Origin of the sequence: Runella salmonicolor (assembly GCF_024158025.1) — a bacterium.
GTDB lineage: Bacteria > Bacteroidota > Bacteroidia > Cytophagales > Spirosomataceae > Runella > Runella salmonicolor.
Map to the genome: position 1 here is coordinate 43,567 of NZ_JAMZEL010000013.1, position 17,764 is coordinate 61,330.

Below are 17,764 nucleotides of genomic sequence, written 5' to 3' on the forward strand. Positions count from 1 at the left end.
CTACTGTGTTTATCCTTTATAAAAAATCCATTTTGACAACTCCTTGTAATTCACCTTTTTACCGTACATCAAAATGCCAATCCGATAAATACGCGCTGCGAGCCACGTGGTGCCCACAAATCCCATCACGAGTAAAACCATCGAAAGGGCGATTTCCCACGCGGGTACGCCAAAAGGAATCCGAGCCATCATCACCACGGGTGAGGTGAAAGGAATCATTGACGTCCAAAATGCGAGCGAACCGTCGGGTTGATTGATGGACAACTGCGCAAAAAAGATGGAGGCAATGATAGGAAGCATGATAGGAAAAGTAAACTGCCCAGCTTCCTGTTGGTTTTCGACCGAGGCACCAATGGCGGCGTAGAGAGAACTGTACAACAAGTACCCGCCCAAAAAGTAAAAAATGAAGCAAATGAATATTTGCGCCAGCGGCAATGACTGTGCCGATTCCATAAACGTATTTACGGTATTGAGCGTGTTGCTTTGCGACTTTTCCAATTCTTTTTTCAATTCAGGGTCGGCTTGTTCGGCCTGCTTATTGAGCACCTCTTGGGTTGCCGTAAAACGATTGAAGCCAAACAGCGTTTGGGTCGCGGTTGTTACCCCAAAGGTAAGAATGCCCCAAAGTAAAAACTGCGTCAGGCCTACGGCGGCTACGCCTAAAATCTTGCCCATCATCAAATGAAAAGGCTTGACCGAAGAAATAATGACTTCAATGATACGGTTCGATTTTTCTTCCATCACCCCTTGCATCACTCCTGCTCCGTAAATAAGGATAAAAATGTAGAGCAAAAAAGCTGCCGCGTAGCCCGCCACGTACGCGGCAATGGTGCTACTTGACTGCGTTTTTCCTTCGTCGTTGAGGCTAAAAGTCTGAGCGTCAACGTTCATGTTGGCTTCTTCGATGACCTGTTGGGTAATGCCTGCTTTGGAAAGTTTGATGTTGCGAAGCTCCTGCTGAACGATTTTTTCAATGCGGTTCTGTTGCATAGGGCCGATGTTTTTGGCGGCATAGATTTGCACGCCCTTCGGCCGGTCCATGATATCGGCGGGGATAAATACCAGAAGGTTTTGCTCTTTGTCTTTTAGTTGTTTTTGGGCCGTAGCAATCGGCCCACTGATAAATTCAAACGTAGTGTTGGCATCGCTTTTAAACTTGTTTTTAAACAAGCCGCTTTCGTCAATGACCTGAATGGTTTTGCGTTCATTGTTGAACGAACCCACGGCGGCCCAGATGATGATGCCGTAAAAAGCAGCAATCAGCAGCGGTGTCAAAAGGGTCATTACGATGAATGACTTTTTGCGTACGCGTACCAAGTATTCGCGTTTGAGGACAAGGAATATATTTCTCATAGCTTCGAGGAGGAGTTATAAAATATCATTGGAGTTTTTGAGGCAGTATAAGCACAAAAACGGGAATGGGGTTCATCAATAAAATCGTTGCTTAGGCGGGCTGGCAGCCTATTGTAGGCTGTTTATTTCCTCGGGTATTTCGCCACCAACGGCTTTGATGAAAATATCGTTGAAAGAAGGAATGTTTTCGTGAAAAGAGACCAGCTCTACCTGACTGATGAGGTTGCCCACCAAGGAGTTGACGGAGGCGTTGCCTATCAACCGAATGTTTGCTTTGTTAACTTGTTCGTCGTCGATTTTGTGGGAGATAATCTCAAAATCAGCGGGCAGTGATTCCAACGTTCCGTGATAACGCACCGAGTAGCTGTGCTCCTTGAATTGATCTTTTACCTCTTTTTTGCTCCCCTTTAAAATCACCTGCGATTTATGAATCAGGGCAATGTGGTCACAAAGTTCTTCTACCGATTCCATGCGGTGCGTTGAGAAAATGATGGTTGTCCCTTTGTCGCGTAGTTCGAGGATTTCGTCTTTAATAAGGTTGGCGTTAATCGGGTCAAATCCCGAAAATGGTTCATCCAAAATAATCAGTTTAGGTTCGTGCATGACGGTGGCCACAAACTGAATTTTTTGCTGCATTCCCTTAGAAAGGTCTTCGATGCTTTTGGTCCACCACGTTTTGATGTCGAATTTCTTAAACCAGATTTTTAATTTTTCCATGGCCTCTCGTTCCGACAGTCCTTTGAGCTGGGCTAGATAAAGAAGCTGCTCTCCCACCTTCATTTTTTTGTACAATCCACGTTCTTCGGGCAAATAACCGATGTGTTGGATATGTTCGGGGCGTAGGCGCTCCCCGTCGAGCAAAACGTAGCCTTCGTCGGGCGCAGTGATTTGGGTGATAATCCGAATAAGTGAGGTTTTTCCCGCGCCGTTGGGACCAAGTAATCCAAAAATACTGCCTTTGGGAACATTTAAGCTTACCCCATCAAGGGCGCGATGCGAAGCGTACTGTTTTACGACCTCGTGAACTTCGAGAATGTTGGGCATATAGTTAAGAGTTAAGAAGAAAAGGCTGTGTAAAAGAGCATGAAAGAATGCCTCTCGCTTTATAAAGAGTTCGAAAATTAAGGCCATGCACTTGCTATTATCAAGTGAATGCGGATAGTTGGGGGATTTAGAAGGATAAGCGGTAAAACCAAATGCGCTTTCGGTCGATTTGGCACTTAATCATTTTTGAAAAAAGCGTTTGGCCGCAAGGATATTGACTAATACTAATCACATCAGTAAATAGCCAAACTCTGTGGAGTGCGCTAAAACGTTTTTTAATCTTTAGCATAGAGGTTTATGTAAAAAAATATAGCCCTAAAAAAATATACTTATTTGGCATTTATTTCTTTTTTAAAATATTTTTCTCCTTTAATTTTTACTTAAAAAGCTATTTGTTGTATTATTTATTTACTATAAATATGTCAATTAATTAGTTAAATCCTTATATTGCCATAAAACAATTACAGTCACACCAATAATCGATAAAATGCCCACAGTGCCTGTATATAAATTCTTCTTTTTGGGCCCTGTCTAGCTTGCTAAGCTAGCGAATGGATAGACGGATAGAGTTTATCATAATCAGGTCTGTATTGTAGATAATCGTGCTTTTTTACGGAATCAATTGCCTTTTTTATTTTTCTTTCTACCACTCTAAATCTTTACCCTAATGAAAAACACACACAATTGTGGGCCTTAGCCCGGGCGCTGTTCATCTTTTTAGTACTTCTTAACTTATCGTTTTACCAAGTGAAAAGCTGTTAAAAATGAAAAGAATATTAAACATTGTCTCAAGCCCGGGAAAAGAGAATTCTTTTAGCGTCAGATTGTCAAATGCTGTAGTGTCCAAATTACAGGCCGCTTATCCCGGCAGTACGGTTCAAACCCGGAATTTAGCCCTAAATCCGTTTCCGCATCTGGAAGAATCGCACATTACCTCTTTTTTTACGCCCGAAGAGTACCGAACCGAAGCCCAAAATACGGCACTTCGCCATTCAGACCAAGCGATTAAAGAAGTAATGGACGCCGATATTATTGTAATAGGAGTACCTATGTACAACTTCGGTATTCCGTCCAACCTAAAGGCGTGGATTGACCATATTGTTAGACAAGGCCAAACGTTTACCTTCACCGAGAAAGGCCCCGAAGGATTGCTAAAAAACAAAAAAGTGTACTTGGCGATTGCGACAGGCGGTATTTACTCAGAAGGCCCGATGAAAACCTACGATTTTACCGAGTCTTACTTGAGAACTATCTTGGCTTTCATTGGAATTACCGACGTTTCGGTTTTTCGTGCCGAAGGAATGGCGATTCCAGGAATGCAGGAAACTGCACTGCAAAAAGGAATAGAGAGTATCACTGCTTAATCCTAAAATCCATTTTGCTCAAAAAACAAGCAACCTAATTTTAGGAGCCTTATAAACCTTCCTCTGCTTGATGGCGGTGCCGATTGTCATAAATCGGTACCGCCTTTTTAACTTCTAATACAACACCGTAAGCAGAATAACGGGTAATAACTACGGTCAATGGTTTGTTTTTAGTAGTTTGCATCTGATAACCAAAAAAATAGACCATGAATATTGTGATGAGAGTGCTTGCTTTCCTGCTTTTATTGAAAGGCATCCTGTCCTGCAACCCAAGTGCAGAAGAAAAAAAGGAAGAAGCAAAGTCGATGACCACGTTTGTCTATGACCTGACTCAGCCGGCTGAAACCTACGTTTTGCCCAAAGAGCTGAAAGAGATTTCGGGGGTGGCTTTTTACGCAGAAAACCAACTTTTGTGCGTGCAAGACGAAGACGGTGAAGTGTTTGTGTATGATTTGGCACAACAGAAAATTACGGAAAGTCATCGTTTCGGCCCCCGTGGCGATTATGAGGGAATTGAGAAAATTGGCGACGAAATCTATGTATTGCGAAGCGACGGAGCACTATTTAATTTTAAACTTGGTAACAAAGAAACACGCGAAATTGAAACTGGCCTGCCCGGAAAAAATGACGTCGAAGGCTTGACCTATGATTTTGGTACCAAACGCCTGTGGTTGGCGGTCAAAGAAGCTTCTAAGAAAGCCGCAAAAGATGATGATAAGGTCATTTTTTCTTTTGACCTGAAGAGTCGAAGGGTGTTTACAGAGCGTGAATTGAAAGCCAAGCAATTTGACCAAGTAGGATTGAAAGGCAAGAACTGGAAGGATTTTAAACCCTCTGACATTGCTTCTCATCCCAAAACTGGAGAACTATATTTGCTCAGTTCGGCGGGGCATCGATTGGTTATTTTCTCGGCGGGAGGGGTGCCCTTAAAAAATATTGACCTTGACCCCAAACTATTTCGGCAGCCCGAAGGAATCTGCTTTACCCCCGAAGGAACCCTTTATATATCAAGTGAAGGCGATGGTAAAGATGGGTATATTCTAAAGTTTGATCCATTGAAGGAGGCGGATAATTGAGCGGAATAAGTGCTAGCAAAGATATGTATCAAACCCCCGACGCGAAGAAATGATATTTCGACGTCGGGGGTTTGATTGTTTTAAAAAGAGGGATAATTATAACTTCTTTTGAAAAAATGCGGCAATGGCTTTGTTGACTTTTACCTGATTGGCGTGCATCATAAAATGGTGGGTATCATCTACAATCACCATCGTTTCGATGGGTACTTTTGTTTCTTCTAAGCGGCGTACCAAGTCGGTACTTTGACTAAAACGCACGTTGCGGTCATCGTCGCCGTGGATGAAAAGTACGGGAGAAGTCCACGTATTTACATACGCAATCGGGGACGATTTCCAGGCTACCTCCAAGGCGCGGGTGGCATCGGGAGCGCGTTCGTATTGGTCGGGCATCAGAATATTGCGGGTGCGCTCGATAGTGCGGTCGTGTACGCCGTGGACGTCGACACCTACGGCAAACAGCTTAGAGTCGCGTCCTAAGGCCATCGCCGTTAGAAATCCGCCGTACGAGCCTCCGTATATCCCGATGCGTTTGGGGTCAATTTGCGGTTGTTTGGCGAGCCATTCACCAGCGGCTTTGATGTCGATATATTCGGAAGCACCGTTGGCACCGCCATTTTTCGCATTGTGAAACTCGTATCCGTAACCAATCCCCAATCGGTAATTGACCGATAAGACTGCGTAACCGAGGCTTGCCAAATACTGATTCATGGCGTAAGCATTGGCGTAATAATCACCATAATTCCACCCCAATAACATCTGCCGAGGTGGCCCACCGTGAACATAAACAATGGCGGGCTTTTTGGCGGGTCCTCCTGCTTTTTCAAAGAGTTGGCAATGAACCGTTACGCCGTCGGGTGTTTTGAAGACCACTTGTTTTGGCGTCACCAAATCTGTACTTGGGTAGGTTGTAGGCAAACGGTCGGTAGCGAGGAGTTTCATTTCTCCGCCGTTGGCGGGCATTACGGAAGGGAGAGGAGGGCGTTGAGCGGTAGCACTGATAAATGCCATTGTTTTTCCGTCGCCCGTCAAAACAGGGAACCATTCTAGGCCCGTTCCAGGCGTCATTATCTGCATATCTGCGCGGTCAACGGATACTTTAACGACGTGACGCCGGTCAATGTCCAAGGCGTCAGTACCCGCATTGGCGGCAAAAACGAGCGATTTTCCACCGGTGCTGAGTTGAATATGTTCACACATAAAATTGCCGGGTGTAAGCAAAAGCGGCGCACCACCTTGCTCAGTTAATGAATATAAATGTGGCCATCCGTCTTGGTAAGAAAGAAAAACGATGCGATTGGCCGCCCAGTGCAAATTGGGCCCTCCATGGGTGTTGGGCACTGAGCCATTCAATCGTTTAGGCGCAGTCCAAAGGGTTTTTGCTTCTCCTGTACTTACATCGGCCGTCATGATTGACCACGGGATATGCTTCCTGACGAGGATAGAGTCGGGCTTGCCGCCTAGTCCGTTGGTACGAATAAAGGCCAATTTCTTTCCATCAGGCGACCAACGCGGGGAATTGTCACGTTTGTATTGCGGGTCTATCCAAACGATAGGGGTTTGGGCGTCGGTATAAACACCGATAAAACTGTGGTCAACGCGATTGGATTGAAATGCCAGCCGACTGCCATCGGGCGACCAAACTGGCGTGCCGTTTGTGCCACGGGCCGAAAAGAGCATCGTTGCCGCCGCCGAGCCATCAAGAGGAACGGTGTATATTTGCCCTCCTTTGGAGAAAGCTACTCTATCGCTTTTGGGCGAAATAACGGGGCCTTCGCCTTCGCCCAGGAGCTTGGGCTCGCCACCAGTAAATGGTATTGCCCACATTTGCACTTTGGGAGGGGTAGGACTAAAGGTAGGATTGACGGGGAGCTCATCGCCCCAATTGGAGCCATGGTCGCCGCCGCGTACATAGAGCACCCATTTTCCATCATCAGATAATGCTACACTACTGAGTTCCTGACCATCGTCCTGTAAATAGTTGGTGAGCCTTCGCGCGTTGAAGTCGGGCCCTTCTGCTACATAAATATTACGTTTTCCCTCTTCGTTGAATGCCCAGGCAATGCGTGAACCCGTGGCTGAGGCGGTCAATTCGTTGGGAAAAGGATAGGATTTGACGGCCTCCATTGAAAAACCGTTTTGTGCTCGGGATACAGTGCTGAAAAGACAGTGTAAGAGTGTGAAGAGTAGTAGCGTAGGTTTCATGAAGTGAGGGGTAGATGAAACCCAAACTTACTAAAAATCAATCTCATTGAGGAGCTTATTTAGGTCTTTATCTGAAATATTGCCATGGTGCGCTTGGTCGTAATACCATAGAGGTAATCACACAAGCGCTGGCGCTTTTTCGTCTCATTGCTTTTTATCGCTAGGCATATTTTGTGACAATCTTACTCAAATAGCTATTTCTCGCGCCAGTGAGCGATACATTTCAAAAGGAGCTGAATGATTTTTTCAAAGGCCGTAGGATGAGAGTCCTAAAAATGCTCATCAGACTTGGCATTTTTAGGATAGCCTAATCTTTTCTTGCGGCGGTAGTATTAAAAGAAGAGCTTCGTGCTTCTGAAAACTAAAATATTTTAAAAATTAGCCGTAATTTTCGGCCCTACTTTTTACCGAACAAATGAAAACATTTCAAGTCATTTCTCCCGTTGATGGCTCCGTGTATGTGGAGCGCGAATATAGTACTGCCACTCAGATTGAAAGCATCTTGGCAAATGCCAAATCGGCTCAAAAAATGTGGAAAAACGTTCCGCTACGCGAACGAATTACCATTTGCGAAAGAGCCTTAGATTATTTTTTAACCCATGCCGATGCCATAGGCGAAGAGCTAACATGGCAAATGGGACGCCCGATTGGGTACACTCCCAACGAAATCCGTCGTGGTTTTCAGGAGCGTGCACGCTATATGATACAAGCCGCCATTGGTGCCTTGTCGGATGTGCCGGTTTCAGAAAAAGAAGGTTTTCAGCGTTTTATCCGTCGCGAAGCCCTCGGAACGGTGTTTGTGGTGGCTCCTTGGAATTATCCCTACTTAACGTCGGTCAATGTAGTTATTCCTGCATTATTGGCGGGCAATACCGTGATACTCAAACACGCGCAGCAAACGCCCCTTTGTGCTGAGCGCTACGCGGCGGCGTTTAAAGCGGCTGGTTTGCCCGAAGGTGTTTTTCAATATCTCCACACCACCCACGATTACGTGGCCCGAATGATTGCCGACCCTCGCGTAGACTTTGTGGCCTTCACGGGTTCTGTTTCGGGTGGTCATGCGGTGCAGCGGGCGGCCGCGGAGCGTTTTATTGCCACTGGTTTGGAGCTGGGTGGCAAAGACCCCGCCTACGTACGCGCAGATGCTCCTCTGGCTTTTGCCGTGGAAAATTTGGTCGATGGGGCGCTCTTCAATTCAGGGCAATCTTGCTGCGGTATTGAGCGTATTTATGTTCACGAAAAAGTCTATGATGAATTTGTGCAGGGTGCGGTAGCCCTTGTTAATCAGTATGTTTTGGGCAATCCGTTGGAAGCGGGCGTACATCTTGGGCCGATGGTGCGTACCTCAGCGGCTGAGTTTGTACGCGGTCAAATACGCGAAGCCGTCAGTCAGGGAGCAGATGCATTGATTGACCCGTCGGGTTTTCCATTGAATCAAGTAGGAACGCCCTATTTGGCACCGCAATTGTTGGTCAATGTCAATCATTCTATGCGCATCATGAACGAAGAGACCTTTGGGCCAGCCGTCGGAATCATGAAAGTAAGCAGCGACGACGAAGCCATTCGACTCATGAACGACAGTGACTACGGCCTCACGGCGTCGGTTTGGACGAGTGATGCCGATGCTGCGTTGCACATTGGAAACCAAATTGAAACGGGAACGTGGTTTATGAACCGCTGCGATTACCTGGACCCCGAACTTGCCTGGACGGGCGTGAAAGACTCTGGTCGTGGCTGTACTTTATCGGCGTTGGGCTATGAAGCCTTGACCAGACCGAAATCGTTTCATTTGAGAGTGGATGGGTTTTGAGCTTTTGGAAAAAGCTCAGTATAAACGGATATTAAAAACAAAAAAACTGCTTTGTTCTGCTGAAAGTGTCTATTGTAAATGCAAACCCACTTTTTAGATGCTTTCAGCAGGATAAATAAACGCATAATCTGTGACAAAAATAAAAATTGGCCTGTTAGAATGTGACCATGTGCGGGATGAATTTCGGCACATTGCGGGCGACTACCGCGACATGTTTCCCGTGTTGTTTATGCCTTTGGCTCCCGAATGGGAATTTGTATTTTATGACGTAGCCAACGGCCATTTTCCAGCGTCCGTTGACGAATGTGACGTTTATCTCTGTACGGGCTCTAAATCTTCGGTCTATGACGACGAGCCATGGATTCGTGACTTGAAAGCGTTTTTTCGTCAAATGTATGCCCAACAAAAAATCTTTTTAGGGGTATGTTTCGGACATCAGATGTTGGCCGAAGCCTTGGGCGGAAAAGTGCAAAAATCGGCGGTGGGTTGGTGCGTAGGAATTCACGAATTTAAGATGTTAGACGGAGAAAGAACCCCTTGGATGAACCCGTCCAAGGAAAACCTGAATCTGCTGATGATGTGTCAGGACCAAGTGCACCAATTGCCACCTGATAGTACGATATTAGCCTCGGCAGATGATTGCCCCGTAGCCATGTTTCGCGTAGGAGAGCGGATGCTGGGCGTGCAGGCGCATCCAGAGTTTCCGCTTCTGTACGAAGAGGCCCTCATGCGCTCGCGGGTGGAGCGAATAGGAGCCGAAAAAACGGCCAGAGGACTCGAAAGTTTAACCTTACCTTTGCACAGTACTTTGATGGCGCAGTGGATGGTGTCGTTTGTAAAGTCTGTTTTGTGATGTCTTTTCAATGATTCAAATGATGATTGCCCAATTTCAGGTAAGTGAGCTAGCTGAGTTTCTTAAATATGGTATTTCGGGATTAAGTGCCATTGCTTTTATCTTGTCGTTTTACCTGCTGAGCCGCGAGAGCAGCCGGGCTAAGCCACGGGCCGAGATGCTGCGCTCTATTAGAATGTTCATGGGTTTGACGCTCGTCTTGGGGTTGGTTTCGGGCGTAGCCGCCATTCTGAACCCCAAAGACCCTGCCCCCGAAGTTGCCAAGAAGCCCGTCAAAAAAGCATCTTTGGTAAGCAAAATAGTAAAACCTCGCACCGTTTGGAACATTGAGCTATTTTACGAAGCAGGGGCTAAACCGCTCGCCCAGCAACTCATTGACGAACTGCAAGCCTATAAAGATTATAGCGTCAAAATGACGGCATTGACGGTTTCCCGAAAAAAAGAACTCAAAATTAGTCGGAGTCAGATAAGGTACGAACTCGTTGAAAAAGAGGCGGCTAATCAGCTTCAAAAGCGTTTGGATAAGATTCTCCCGCAGGATGTCAACCTAGACCTCAAGCAAATCACCTCGACCTCTCCCAATTATTTAAGCATCTTTGTGTGCGATTAATGGTTTTGGTACGTTAAAAAACGCGCTTGAGATTCTTTCATACTGTAGGAAGTATTTTTTGTAATTAAATTTTCAATAATCATAAAACAACGATGAAGAAAACGTTCATAACCCTTTCTTTACTGGCTTGTGCCGCAGCTGGATTTGCTCAAACCCCTGGTGGTACCCCTCCAGCGGTTTCTCCTATGCCCATGAAGCCCGAAATGACCGAAATCTGGGAACCCGAAGTAGGGGTCGTAACGCCGGGTAAAAATGCAGGAGACCCACCCTCCGACGCTATAGTACTTTTTAACGGAAAAGACCTTTCGCAGTGGGTCTCTGCCAAAGATGGTGGTCCTGCTCCCTGGAAAATTGTAAATAATGACTATTTGGAAGTAGTTCCTAAAAGTGGCGATATCAAAACCAAAATGAAGTTTGGTGATTGCCAGCTTCATCTCGAATTCAGCGCGCCAGATGTAGTAGAAGGCGTGAGCCAAGGTCGTGGAAACAGTGGTGTGTTTTTTCAGGATCGTTATGAACTCCAAATTTTGGATTCGTACCAAAACCGTACCTATCGCAACGGACAAGCTGGAAGTATTTACAAAGACCACGCGCCGCTCGTGAACCCTATGCGCGGGCCGCTTGAGTGGAACGTTTATGATGTGGTATATACCGCACCTCGTTTCAAAGCAGATGGCCGTATTGATGCACCTGCACGCATCACCGTTTTTCTGAATGGGGTACTGGTTCAAAATAACGCAACCATTAATGGATTAACGCTTTACATTGGTTTACACCACTATCCTGAAGCACACGGCGACGACGTGATTCACCTTCAAGATCACAATAATAAAACGCAGTTTCGTAATATTTGGGTAAGAAAACTGTAATTCTAGATTTACTAAGACAAACAAAGAGGGGCGAATATTCGCCCCTCTTTGTTTGTCTTAGTAAATGTAAAACGAACTCTACTTTAAACTTTTACATTTTTTTTGGGGCCCGCAACGGCTGACCTTGCCCGTGCGGTTTATTATTTTTCGGTTCTTTACAACCCTGTTATCTCCTTCAGTTTCTCAAAAAAGCCTCGTTTGCGTGGGGAGCTTATTTGCCAATTGACGGGCACCGATTGATAGCCTTCGTCGAAACCTTCGTCTTTCATTCGATAATCAAAAAATCCCCAAGAAGCATAGGCGCTCGTAGCGGCTACGAAGTTGTTTAGGGGTTTATCAAAGTTGAAGTGGTCGTCTTCGTTGAATACAATCGGCATGGGGCGATAACCCGCAACAGCGCGCGTTTTGTTGACCATATCGACAATCTTGGCAGGGTCGCTGACGCCATTGCCGTGAAGCAATAAAAAATCAGCTTCGCGTACTACATTTTCCTTCGGAATAGCCCCGCCGCCGTAGCTCGTACTGACCAATAACCGTCGTCCTTTCACCTTTTTGCGCTTCACTCGTTGTATTAGTTCGTGTACGCGCTCAGGTTGAAGAATGGCGTGGTCGTAGCGGATATTGCACTCGTTGTTAATCTCAATCAATACATTTTGATAGCCTGCTTCCAAGAGCCAATCGGTGGCATTGTCGACTGCCCTGATTACGGCTGCTTCATCTTTCAGGCGTTCATCTTGGCCGAAGTAAAAGAAGCCTACAATGGCAATCATGCCCAACTCATCGGCACGGTCAAGGATTTTTTTGAGTCGATTCCAATAATGGGGATTCCAACTTCCATCCTCATTAAATGCCGAATTATGCCAAGGTTGGTCTTTAGAATACCCCTGCGGACTGCCTCCCTGAAGATTGAGCGTAAAGGCCAACAGCCCATGTTGTTTCCAAACGGGCATGGCGGCCAAAAACTCGTCGGTGTTGCGGTCGGCGTCCCACTGTTTGGTGTCAGGGTATGCCCACTGCGCGCGGGTGGTGGGATTGCGGTCATCAAATGTGGCCTGCACCATACGTGAGTTGGGCAGCAAGCCTTCTATCTTGTATCCATTCCAGACGCGCCCCTTAAAAGTAGGCTTTCCGTTGATATAAAACTTTTCTCCAACGATGGAGATTTTTGTGTTTCGTTTGGGAGGGTTGGCCGTAGCTGCCAGCCAAAATATACTGAACAATACAATCGCAAACCGTTGGAGAAAAGCCATATTTTTGGGTGTCAGATGTTAGTATCTGATTGACCAATAAGGGTTTCGTTGTGCTTTTATACTGTCAAAAATGTGTTTTTTGAGCATCTGGTCGTAGTCGTTGTTTTTGATTTTTTTACCCTTCATTTTGGGTAGAGCCAACTCTTTATCCACGTTTTTCAATTCTACTTTTTGGGCCGCTACAATCACATCGCCGTCGTTGATGTCTAGTTCTAAAATGAGTCCGGGTAAACCAAAATAGCGCTCAGGGCCTGCTGACACGGGAATGTCTTGCGCAAACCACGCCGTAATTTTATGGTTTTTGATGGGGTCGAAGGTTTCGGCTTTCATACAAACGTAGCCGGCAACATCCTTGATTTGATTTTGAATACGCCAATTGTAGGTCATCAACGAATCTTCGAGCAGGTAAGTTTTGCCCAACATTTCGTGATTTTCAATGAGTTTTTCTTGCTCAAAATTACGATGAATCAGGTAATCACTCTGCCGCCACGAATACCGCCCATCTTCGGTTTGGCCTTGGTCGCTAAAATACGTGTAAATGCTCTGCTTATCGTTGAACGTCAACTTCATTTTGGTCCCCGGGCCGTCCTCTTCATTGCCCCAAGTCAATTTCATGCGGTCTTTTTCTTCCTTACTCAAAAACGTGAGGCGCGAGTTAACTTTCGTCCAGTAATACTTATACTCGTAAGTCACCATGCCTTCGGTTTGTTGCGCTTTGGCCGAGATGGAAAAACCTAGACCTATGAGCGCCAGAATGGCAAATCCTGACTGGCGAAGCTGATAGCGAACAGTGGATAGTTTTATATTTTTCATTTTTTGGTTTCTTGTTTTTCGGTTTTAGAAAAATCCGCCTCTGCGTTTGATGTTGGTATTCATGCCGCGCATATTGTACGTAAAGCTCAACATTCCGTAGCGAGCCAAGGTCTGAATACGCTCCTGCGATACGTAGTTTTGGTTGGCAAACTGACTCACCCCCAAGTTGCGATTGAAGACATCATAGATAGAAAGTCTGATTTCGGCTTTCTTGGCTTTGCCCAGAATTTTATAGATAGAGGTGTTCAGAATCGGCACTTGCTGGTTAAAACCAAAACGCTCGTTTTTGTAAATTTGGTAATTGAGGTTGGAGTTGATGAAGAAATCTTTGGGCAAGCGGATGTTCATCGTACCACTATAGCTATGGTTGACAATCTGCTGATTTTGACCAGTGTTGATAGAATAACGCGTATTGCTGACGCTCCAGTTGGCGTTGGCAAAAATCGTAAAATTGTCGCTTGGGGTCAAATCAAGCCGCGTTCCAAACCGATAACTATCGGTGTTGGTTTGGTTCAGTACGCCGTTGATGGGCGTGAGGTTTTTGCTGAAGCCGGGGTTGAAGTTAATGTTCATCGACGCTTTGGTTTTCTTTATCGGAAATCCAAAGCCGATATAAGAACCAATGTTTTGGCCACCCGTGATGTTTACTGGTTTGGTCACCGTAATCAAGGTTGTAGGGTCAACTTGTTGGTTATAAACAACTTGGTTTACATTGTATGAATAATACATGTTAACGTTGACGTTCATAAAACTCGCGGGGTTGAACATGTTGTACCCAAAATTGATGTTATGATTTACCGTCGGTAACAAATCGGGATTTCCTTGACGGATAATCAGCGGGTTGCTGTTGTCAATGACGGGTTGTAAATCACGGGTCGAAGGTTGACTCACGCTTACATCATAGCCCGACCACAAATACCGGTTATTTTTGAGGTCATAATTCAACGAAGCGTTGGGTATCCACGTCGTAAACCGACGGTTGATGTTGATAAAAGAAGCTGGGTTTTGGCCAAGTGCAAATTTGCCGTCAATTTGGAAGCTCTGTACCGCCAACCCTCCTGAAAAATTCAATCCTTTGTAGGAGTACCGCACACTGCTTCCTATCCGGGCGTAGTTGTAACTGTTTTTATAAAAACTGCTTAAACTATCAACAGGTACCCGGCGACCGCTGTCTTTGGCGAGGTCAAATACGTCGCGGTCTACGTTGTCGGAACGGTAGCTCAGGTTGACAAAACTTTCCCAGAAAAAGCGCTTAGCAAATGGCTCCACAAACAGCAAACTAGATTTTAGCTGGCTCACTCGACTGCCAGTGTTGTTGGTTAAATCCAACATGCGGCGCATTACATCGGTGGGGTCGGTGGCGTTGTAGAATAAGTTGAGCGATTTTTGGTCGGCAACTCCGTCGTTGTTGGTAAAGTTATAGGAAGCACTGGCGGCAAAACTCCGTCCTTTATTTTTCTTAAATTTCAAGCGGTAAATCAACGTGTTGGCCGTTTCAATTTTATCCACGTTGGTGGCATTATTGATGGTGGTTTCGTTGGATTTGAAATTGTTGTTTCTGAAAAATTCCTGAAGGCTGTTCAGTCGGGTATCACCTACGTTGTAGCGGCTGTTGTTGGTAAAAATAAAGGCATTGAGTGAGTCAACGGTTTGTTCATGGCGGAACGCGAGTCGGTGATTGCCGACGAAATTGATTTGGCTGCTTTCTTCTTCGGTTTTAAAAGAGCCGTTTTGTAGGAAGTTCTCGCGGTTGCGCACTGCATCCACTACCTGCCGGGTAGAGTTGTAATAATAACTGGCGTTGGTCTTGATTTTTTTGGTGTTGTAATTGTAGTTGATACCGCCAGCAATGTTGTTGGAGTAGCCGCGACCGTTGCCGCCGCCGACTGGAATGCTGAGTCCGCCGTCGTCGTCACCGCCAATGATGATGTATCGACCGCCGCCGCCACCAAAACCAAAATCGCCGTTGTCGTTCCAACTATTAAAGGAGCTACTGCCTCTAAAGTCTTGATAATCATCCCATGACATTCCAGTTTGGTTGGTGTTATTGGTCAATCCTATGACCGAAAACTGGTTTTTATCGTCAAACTTATTGTAATTTCCTTTGATTTCGCCGCGCGGTCCGGCATTGCCGTTGCCGTCGGCTCCCAATCCAGCGGTCAGTTTTCCAAAGCCTCCTTTCTTAAATCCTTCTTTGAGTTCGAGGTTGACCGTTTTTTCTTGTTTCCCATCGTCTACGCCCGTCACTTTTGATTGCTCAGTTTTGTCGTTGAAAATCTGCACTTTAGTAATGGCGTCGGCGGGGAGGTTTTGGGTGGCCATTTTAGGGTCACTCCCGAAGAAACGTTTTCCATCTACGGTTACTTTCTGTACTTGCTGGCCTTGGGCAATGATGTTGCCGTTTTGGTCTACCTGCACGCCAGGAAGCTTGCGTAATAAATCTTCAACCGTTGAGCCAGGAGGTACTTTAAACGACGCGGCGTTGTACTCAATCGTATCTCCTTTGATACTCAGGGGCGCGCGGGCCGTCTTGACCACCACCTCAAAGAGCTCTTTGGTAATGGCTTTTAATTTGAGGGTTCCTAAGTCGACGATTTCTTTGTCGCCAAAAACAATGTCTTGTTGAAAAGGAATGTAGCCGACGTACGAGATTTTGAGCAGATAATCTCCGCGCTTTACGTTGCGCATGGCAAAGGCGCCTTTGTCGTTAGTGCGGGTAAAATTAACCAGTGAGGAATCTTTGCGTTGGAGCAGCATCACCGTGGCAGAACCCAGGGGAGTAGATGAGGTGTCGGCGGTAATACCTTGAATTTGAAAGCGATTGGGCGTTTGAGCATACAATACACTCATGCATGGCCACAGTAGGGCCAAAAGGAGAAGTTTACGCATGGCTGTTTAGGTAAAGGTTTAAATTAAGGATGGATGGATGGTGATGGTGTATTTTTCACGGCTACTATAAAGGTGTAAACGTACTAAAGATTTAGTTTATTGTCAAGAAAATTAAATAATTTATATTTAAGAATGTTGTATATTTTTGAATACTGTAATATAAGCATTAACGACTACTTGATTTTGAGAAAAAGGTTACAGTAAGGCCAAAAAAAAGAGCCAACTCTTGCGAGAAGGCTCTTTTTTGTATCTTCTTTCCTAATTACTAGAAACGGAAGTGCGAGAACGCCTTGTTGGCTTCAGCCATACGGTGCGTATCGTCTTTCTTTTTTACTGAAGCACCTTCACCTTTTGAAGCGGCGATGATTTCAGCGGCCAAACGATCACGCATGGTTTTTTCACCGCGTAAACGAGCGTATTTGATCATCCATTTCATTCCCAACGCAATTTTACGGTCAGGACGAACTTCGGTAGGAACCTGGAAGTTGGCACCACCTACACGGCGGCTTTTTACTTCTACAGCAGGCATTACGTTGTTCAACGCTTTGCGCCAGATTTCAAGACCGCTTTCGCTAAGACGTTTTTCGGCAATTTCCAACGCGCCGTAGAAAATATCATAGGCGGTGCTTTTTTTGCCTTGCAACATCAAGTTGTTTACAAACTTGGTTACCATTACGTCCCTGTATTTAGGGTCAGGTAATAGGTATCTTTTTTTCGGTTTTGCCTTTCTCATTGTACTGAGTTGTTAATGTAGGTTTCGTTTTTCAACTGATTCACCCCAAACCTTTGCTTGGGATTACTACCCTTTTATGCTATTGTACTGTATTACGCAAACAAAAAGGACGAGCGATTAAACGCTCAAATTACTTCTTCTTCTTAGCCGGAGCGCCTTTTCCTGCGGGTGCTACCTGACCTGGTTTCGGACGTTTTGCTCCGTAAAGTGAGCGGCTTTGCTTACGACCGTTTACACCGGCAGTATCAAGCGCACCACGCACTACGTGATAACGTACCCCTGGAAGGTCTTTTACACGACCACCACGCACCAATACGATTGAGTGCTCTTGGAGGTTGTGTCCTTCGCCTGGGATGTAAGCGTTGACTTCCTTCATGTTTGATAAACGTACACGCGCTACTTTGCGCAAAGCCGAGTTTGGCTTCTTCGGGGTCGTTGTGTATACACGCGTGCATACACCGCGACGTTGTGGGCACGAATCTAAGGCCGGAGACTTAGATTTCCACGTCATTTGTTCACGTCCTTTGCGTACTAACTGTGAAATAGTTGGCATTTTATGCTGGTTTTTTCAAAAATGGTTATACCACCCCAAAAATGGGAGTGCAAAAATAGTGGGTTTTTGCGGGAATGCAAAAATTAAGAGAGAAGTTTTTTGAAGAATCCGTAGGGGCGGGGCTCGCCTCCGCCCCTTTTAACGAAGCAAATCGCCCTTTTTTGACGGAATAAGCGGATACTGGGCAGAATAAAATCAGGCGTACAAAATATATCTCTTCGCTTTAGGCGGCAAAGCGGAGGAATGTGGGCGAAGGTAAGCCCCGCCCCTACGATGCTTGGAATTCCTTTTACATTTTGTATTTATTATTTTTCTGTCTTTCGGTTTATGTAAACTGACGGGTGT

General features: G+C 45.6%; 14 protein-coding genes. 6 read left to right on the forward strand and 8 right to left on the reverse strand.

All coding sequences use genetic code 11. The annotated features are described in order from the left end of the window. Positions 1-9: 9 nt before the first annotated feature. The gene (locus NCI00_RS23660) at positions 10-1,353 is read right to left on the reverse strand and encodes an ABC transporter permease (RefSeq protein ID WP_253531892.1); all 1,344 of its coding nucleotides are present in this window, start codon (positions 1,351-1,353) and stop codon (positions 10-12) included. Positions 1,354-1,461: 108 nt separating this feature from the next. Continuing rightward, positions 1,462-2,397: an ABC transporter ATP-binding protein gene (locus NCI00_RS23665; RefSeq protein ID WP_253531894.1), complete on the reverse strand. Its 936-nt coding sequence runs from the start codon at positions 2,395-2,397 to the stop codon at positions 1,462-1,464. Between the two features lie 764 nt (positions 2,398-3,161). On the opposite strand from NCI00_RS23665, the gene NCI00_RS23670 reads away from it, so the two are divergent. Both NCI00_RS23670 and NCI00_RS23675 read left to right on the forward strand, forming a co-directional pair. After that, entirely contained in the window at positions 3,162-3,761 is a 600-nt protein-coding gene (locus NCI00_RS23670; RefSeq protein WP_253531895.1) for an FMN-dependent NADH-azoreductase, read from the forward strand. A gap of 206 nt (positions 3,762-3,967) precedes the next feature. Next, positions 3,968-4,837 carry an SdiA-regulated domain-containing protein gene (locus tag NCI00_RS23675; RefSeq protein ID WP_253531896.1) on the forward strand — a complete coding sequence of 290 codons (870 nt, stop codon included), beginning with the start codon at positions 3,968-3,970 and terminating at the stop codon, positions 4,835-4,837. Between the two features lie 96 nt (positions 4,838-4,933). Here the strand turns inward: NCI00_RS23675 and NCI00_RS23680 are convergent, their stop codons facing one another. Beyond that, a complete protein-coding gene (locus NCI00_RS23680) occupies positions 4,934-7,039 on the reverse strand; it encodes a S9 family peptidase (RefSeq protein ID WP_374758856.1) in 2,106 nt (701 codons plus the stop codon). 415 nt (positions 7,040-7,454) lie between these two features. Between NCI00_RS23680 and NCI00_RS23685 the strand changes: the two genes are divergently transcribed. The 4 genes from NCI00_RS23685 to NCI00_RS23700 all read left to right on the forward strand — a co-directional run bounded on the left by NCI00_RS23685 (position 7,455) and on the right by NCI00_RS23700 (position 11,181). After that, positions 7,455-8,849 carry an aldehyde dehydrogenase family protein gene (locus NCI00_RS23685; protein ID WP_253531898.1) on the forward strand — a complete coding sequence of 465 codons (1,395 nt, stop codon included), beginning with the start codon at positions 7,455-7,457 and terminating at the stop codon, positions 8,847-8,849. Between the two features lie 130 nt (positions 8,850-8,979). Then, positions 8,980-9,702 (forward strand): glutamine amidotransferase-related protein, encoded by a 723-nt coding sequence (locus NCI00_RS23690; RefSeq protein ID WP_253531899.1) that lies wholly within the window; start codon positions 8,980-8,982, stop codon positions 9,700-9,702. Positions 9,703-9,721: 19 nt separating this feature from the next. Continuing rightward, a complete protein-coding gene (locus tag NCI00_RS23695; RefSeq protein ID WP_253531900.1) occupies positions 9,722-10,312 on the forward strand; it encodes a hypothetical protein in 591 nt (196 codons plus the stop codon). A gap of 92 nt (positions 10,313-10,404) precedes the next feature. Further along, positions 10,405-11,181 (forward strand): 3-keto-disaccharide hydrolase, encoded by a 777-nt coding sequence (locus NCI00_RS23700; RefSeq protein ID WP_166558797.1) that lies wholly within the window; start codon positions 10,405-10,407, stop codon positions 11,179-11,181. Positions 11,182-11,336: 155 nt separating this feature from the next. Here the strand turns inward: NCI00_RS23700 and NCI00_RS23705 are convergent, their stop codons facing one another. The 5 genes from NCI00_RS23705 to rpsL form a co-directional block, all read right to left on the reverse strand. Then, positions 11,337-12,431 carry a hypothetical protein gene (locus tag NCI00_RS23705; protein ID WP_253531902.1) on the reverse strand — a complete coding sequence of 365 codons (1,095 nt, stop codon included), beginning with the start codon at positions 12,429-12,431 and terminating at the stop codon, positions 11,337-11,339. A gap of 18 nt (positions 12,432-12,449) precedes the next feature. After that, positions 12,450-13,244 (reverse strand): GLPGLI family protein, encoded by a 795-nt coding sequence (locus NCI00_RS23710; protein ID WP_253531904.1) that lies wholly within the window; start codon positions 13,242-13,244, stop codon positions 12,450-12,452. Between the two features lie 24 nt (positions 13,245-13,268). Then, positions 13,269-16,133 (reverse strand): TonB-dependent receptor domain-containing protein, encoded by a 2,865-nt coding sequence (locus tag NCI00_RS23715; RefSeq protein WP_253531906.1) that lies wholly within the window; start codon positions 16,131-16,133, stop codon positions 13,269-13,271. 265 nt (positions 16,134-16,398) lie between these two features. Then, positions 16,399-16,866, reverse strand: coding sequence for a 30S ribosomal protein S7 (gene rpsG / locus NCI00_RS23720; RefSeq protein ID WP_114068789.1), 468 nt, complete (start codon positions 16,864-16,866; stop codon positions 16,399-16,401). 130 nt (positions 16,867-16,996) lie between these two features. Continuing rightward, on the reverse strand, positions 16,997-17,419 hold the full coding sequence (gene rpsL / locus NCI00_RS23725; protein ID WP_114068790.1) for a 30S ribosomal protein S12: 423 nt from the start codon (positions 17,417-17,419) through the stop codon (positions 16,997-16,999). Between the last annotated feature and the right edge of the window lie 345 nt (positions 17,420-17,764).

Excerpts from the sequence above, each read along its gene's own strand:
- NCI00_RS23660 (WP_253531892.1), bottom strand. The coding sequence starts at position 1,353 with ATGAGAAATATATTCCTTGTCCTCAAACGCGAATACTTGGTACGCGTA.
- NCI00_RS23665 (WP_253531894.1), bottom strand. The coding sequence starts at position 2,397 with ATGCCCAACATTCTCGAAGTTCACGAGGTCGTAAAACAGTACGCTTCG.
- NCI00_RS23670 (WP_253531895.1), top strand. The coding sequence starts at position 3,162 with ATGAAAAGAATATTAAACATTGTCTCAAGCCCGGGAAAAGAGAATTCT.
- NCI00_RS23675 (WP_253531896.1), top strand. The coding sequence starts at position 3,968 with ATGAATATTGTGATGAGAGTGCTTGCTTTCCTGCTTTTATTGAAAGGC.
- NCI00_RS23680 (WP_374758856.1), bottom strand. The coding sequence starts at position 7,039 with ATGAAACCTACGCTACTACTCTTCACACTCTTACACTGTCTTTTCAGC.
- NCI00_RS23685 (WP_253531898.1), top strand. The coding sequence starts at position 7,455 with ATGAAAACATTTCAAGTCATTTCTCCCGTTGATGGCTCCGTGTATGTG.
- NCI00_RS23695 (WP_253531900.1), top strand. The coding sequence starts at position 9,722 with ATGATGATTGCCCAATTTCAGGTAAGTGAGCTAGCTGAGTTTCTTAAA.
- NCI00_RS23700 (WP_166558797.1), top strand. The coding sequence starts at position 10,405 with ATGAAGAAAACGTTCATAACCCTTTCTTTACTGGCTTGTGCCGCAGCT.
- NCI00_RS23705 (WP_253531902.1), bottom strand. The coding sequence starts at position 12,431 with ATGGCTTTTCTCCAACGGTTTGCGATTGTATTGTTCAGTATATTTTGG.
- NCI00_RS23710 (WP_253531904.1), bottom strand. The coding sequence starts at position 13,244 with ATGAAAAATATAAAACTATCCACTGTTCGCTATCAGCTTCGCCAGTCA.
- NCI00_RS23715 (WP_253531906.1), bottom strand. The coding sequence starts at position 16,133 with ATGCGTAAACTTCTCCTTTTGGCCCTACTGTGGCCATGCATGAGTGTA.
- rpsG (WP_114068789.1), bottom strand. The coding sequence starts at position 16,866 with ATGAGAAAGGCAAAACCGAAAAAAAGATACCTATTACCTGACCCTAAA.
- rpsL (WP_114068790.1), bottom strand. The coding sequence starts at position 17,419 with ATGCCAACTATTTCACAGTTAGTACGCAAAGGACGTGAACAAATGACG.